General features: G+C 56.9%; 2 protein-coding genes. One reads left to right on the top strand and one right to left on the bottom strand.

Annotation, left to right across the window (positions count from 1 at the left end; translation table 11 throughout):
* Positions 1-422 (top strand): integrase core domain-containing protein (locus K1Y02_25745; protein ID MBX7259784.1); only part of this gene is annotated, 422 nt, incomplete at its 5' end.
* Positions 423-576: 154 nt separating this feature from the next.
* On the opposite strand, the gene K1Y02_25740 is transcribed toward K1Y02_25745, so the two are convergent.
* A complete protein-coding gene (locus K1Y02_25740; protein ID MBX7259783.1) occupies positions 577-1,803 on the bottom strand; it encodes a hypothetical protein in 1,227 nt (408 codons plus the stop codon).
* Positions 1,804-3,960: the final 2,157 nt, after the last annotated feature.

Raw genomic sequence — 3,960 nt, 5'->3', positions numbered from 1 at the left:
ACATCCTGAACGAGTCCGTGTTGCCCTTCTTCGAAGAGCACGAGGCCAGCATCACGACGATCCTCTCCGACAACGGACGGGAGTTCTGCGGGCGACCCGATCAGCACCCCTACGAACTGTTCCTGCAACTCGAAGGGATCGAACATCGGACCACGCGCGTGCGGCGGCCGCAGAGTAACGGCTTCATCGAGCGCTTCCACCGGACCCTGCTGGATGAGCACCTGCGGGTGGCCGGGCGCACGAACTGGTACGAGACAATCGAAGCGATGCAGGTCGACCTGGATGAGTTCCTGGGGCGCTACAACACAAAGCGCCCGCACCAGGGACTGAACATGGAGGGCCGGACCCCCTACCAGGTCTTCACGGAAGGACTCATGATCTCCGGAGGCACTGGGGAAGCGCCCCCGAACGAAGCCGCTTAAGCACCCCCCCGGGAGGGGGCAGGTGTCAGGTAGTTACTGTCGTTGTACAGTCTACGAACCTTACTCCGGCAGCCCGCAAGTCGTTGACTTCTCGTGGGCGGCCGCCGCGCAGGCTCACGTTGCATCTTACGACGGCCCCTCCCGGTAGAGAAACTTAGTTGGCCGGGGGCACAAGAAGATCCCATCCATCGTGAACCAAGTCCTTTACGAAGTTGGCGTAACACTTAGTGCCCTCTGCAGTCGCAGTCCCGTCTCCCAACCTTCCACATGTGATTAGATCCCCACCTATGTTTAGACACTGGCGCGTGGCAGCCTCGCCGGCCTTTCGCGCCGCCACCAGACACTTATGCAAGCCGCCAAAGCTAGCCCTGGCCTCCAAGCCCGCATGCTCCTGTGTGACACCCGTCAAGCAGTACTGCGACCCTTCATATCCCGTTGCGATACTAGACAATGAGTCACCAGGAGAGGAAATGTGAATCTCTGAATTTCTGTAGTCTACAAATATCAAATTGAGACTAACCGACGTTCTCAGCGTATCATTGGCAAGTGAGGTCCAGACTCGGAGTTTAGCAAAAGCGACAACGCTGTCCGGCAGGCTCATACTGTCGGGCTTAGTAAACCCGAGTGATGCATCGGTGATCTGGACGCCAGTAGAGGTAACATAGGACTCCACTTTGTCACCCTCGGGCGCACGTGAGTATCCCCGGGCCTCGGCGCTGTCAATAGCAATCTCGACCAATCGCAAGGTTGTAGCATGCTCCAGCACCGCCTGATCGTCTCCAATGCCAAGCGGCAGGTTCAGACTGTCGCCGTAAAAGGAGACAGCAGGTACGGACCATGCTTTTCCGATACCATTCATTGCGTAAGGCGTGAACACCGTTGCGTCAAACGCATTAACCTTCCCATCTCCGTTCAAGTCCATGCACGGGTCATAGTCACCCGAAACAAGAGGCGGCGTAAACTCAACAGCGTCCTCAAGCCCAACGACTACTGAATCCGCCGCCGCCCACGGCACGTCGTCACACATGCGACCTGTGCTTGCCAGATCCGGAGACACAATGCTTCGCTTGACGCTTCCACATCGAACAACTCCTCCGTGGTCCCACAGCACATTCACAGTTGCCGGCTCACAATGGATCGAATCCGCACATGACCCGTGAGGCCCCAGCAGGTCGACCGGGATGCACCCGCCTATTGGGTCAGGACCATCGACAGCACCCCAATCGAAAGACACAAAACCATCGACGTCAGCAGAATCTGTAAACGTATAGATTACACCCGGATGGAACGACTGAGATCCCCAACCCCCTGCCGCGTGCATGGGCACGACGCTTCCCGTAAAGCATCGCGGGAAGGTCACGGTGACGTAAGCTCCTTGCATGGGATTTCCAGACTCATCTCGGAGTCGCAACTGGTAGCTCCGGCTATCCGGGGCCACCAGAATTGGCGGGATGTTGCAGTTGCCTAGACTGAGTGTATCGGAACAGGTCGCTGCCCGACTTTCGGCAGGGCTTCCGATTGCGCAGATTGCAGCAATAATGACCACAACGAGGGCGCGCAGAGTCACTCTTACAGTAGTCATCTCACCACCACTATTCGCGATGTAAGGGAGCGGCCTTCAAGGGTCGCCCGAACGAAGTACATTCCACATGCCACAGCTGCACCGGTCCTACCAGTGCCATCCCACGTATAGTCATGATTACCTGGCTGGACACTCCGATCTTCAACTATTTTGCTAACTTCACGACCCGTGACATCGAATGCCCTGATACTGATGCGACATGCATCCCCAACCGAAATGGCGATTGTTGCTTTAGCCTCCTGCCTATTCCAGACCGAGACTAGTCGCCATTGTGAGCCGCCGCTCGACCGAACCGCTGGTGCGGAAGCGATTTGTTGGAGTTCGCGTACGGGATTATATCCAAGATCTCGAGCATTTCTAGAAAAGGCCACGTAACCGGCCCGAGCATGCTTTGGTGGGACGCTGCCTGAGCGCAGTTTGGACCTCAAGGCGCCAGTCTGACTACGTGGCGCGCGAGAGCTTGTACCATCTGCTCGCAAGAACTCGATATCATCAGACTGACTCAGCCCTCGGACACTTAGCGAACCCTCGCCTTCGGCCGCGCAATAAAAGAACCCCGCGACGCGAACACGCTTCCCAGGCAGGCTCCAGGCACTACCTGGCTCCGGAGCCCTGTCGTGGTCCCATATGACAGTAATCACCCTCTTGGGTGCCGGCCACCCCACGGAAGCGATTTCTCGGTCTCCACACCCATGCCACTGAAAGATTGTAACCCCGTTGGATTGACTGATGTCGTAGTCAATCCCGAACCGCACGGCGACAATCGGCGACTCTCCGGCATCGTCGATGATTAGAACAGTCGCAAGGTACGCAGTGGGCGCAACGTCCCCGTTTACCCTGAATTCCGCTGAGGAGTTGATGCAAGGGTGTCTCCAGTCTGGATCGCTCAAGGTCACAGCCACCTGCACCGAAGATTCCGTTGCACGGACAAGTGGTACATGAGTGAGGCTCCAAACAAGGATAAGTATGAGCGTGCCCACCCCCTGAAAGTAATCGTTGCGATGCATTTTCTTCCTCCGTCTGACAGATGCTGTTGTCATCTCTTGGTCAATTCCCGCACGGCCTGTTGCCTAACGTGGTACCAGCTGTGGAAAAGACAGCAGTTCCGAGATGACTCGGCGTGAAGTGGATCACGCCGGATTCAATAACATCTGCAGAATCTTCAAACGTCGGACTGCAGCAAATAACTAAGGCGCAATTGTCCACGGGTCGTGTGGTCAGACTCAGAACGTCCGCGTCATATGCGGCACAGTAAAAATAGCCGGCCGGAATTACCTGCGCGCCCGATGGTCGCGCACAATGAGTGTTCGAAATCCAGCTGAGGATCGTCCCTGTTCCCGAGGCGGGCCACCCTGATTGGGGAAATTCCAAATCCGCGCACGAATACCAACCGAAGACGTCAAGCCCAGCATGTTCAGTTCCGTTGTAACTAATCCCAAATTGAAGGCCAGCAACCCCAGCGAGCGAATCCACGTCGGCGACGACGACATATGCGTCATAGGCAACAGGATAAAGTACACCTTGACTTGCTACCGACGTGCAAGAGGGATGTGACGCAGCGCGTTCGCAAGCAGCTTTAACGGTTGGGGTTGCGAGGTGGATCAAGATCTTCGCGTTCGCATTTGGCCCAGAAGAGGCAGGCACTGACATGAACCAGACTGAGAGGCACGACAAGAGTCCAATCAAGAGCACCTTGGTCACAATATCCTCCGCCATCCGCAGGATTTTGACTCACTGTGCGGGCGCAATAACGAGCTGGCCAGGGGTGTGATTCCTCTTGGTAGAAGCGCCTCCTTCTCCGCCGGTGCGGCACATGCGCCCATACCGTTTCGTAAGCGGTTAACGAGCGGCGTTGCCGATCCGCAGCCGATCCAGCTCTGATGGCAGGGGATTTGCCCCGAAGCGTTCCTTCCAAAGCCGTGGCGTGAGTTCGGCCACCCGGCTCGCGGGGTGCCC

The organism is Candidatus Hydrogenedentota bacterium (genome assembly GCA_019695095.1).
In the GTDB taxonomy this organism is placed as follows: domain Bacteria; phylum Hydrogenedentota; class Hydrogenedentia; order Hydrogenedentales; family SLHB01; genus JAIBAQ01.
The sequence above is the reverse complement of the archived record's forward strand: the minus strand, read 5'-3'. Positions and strand labels throughout refer to the sequence as shown.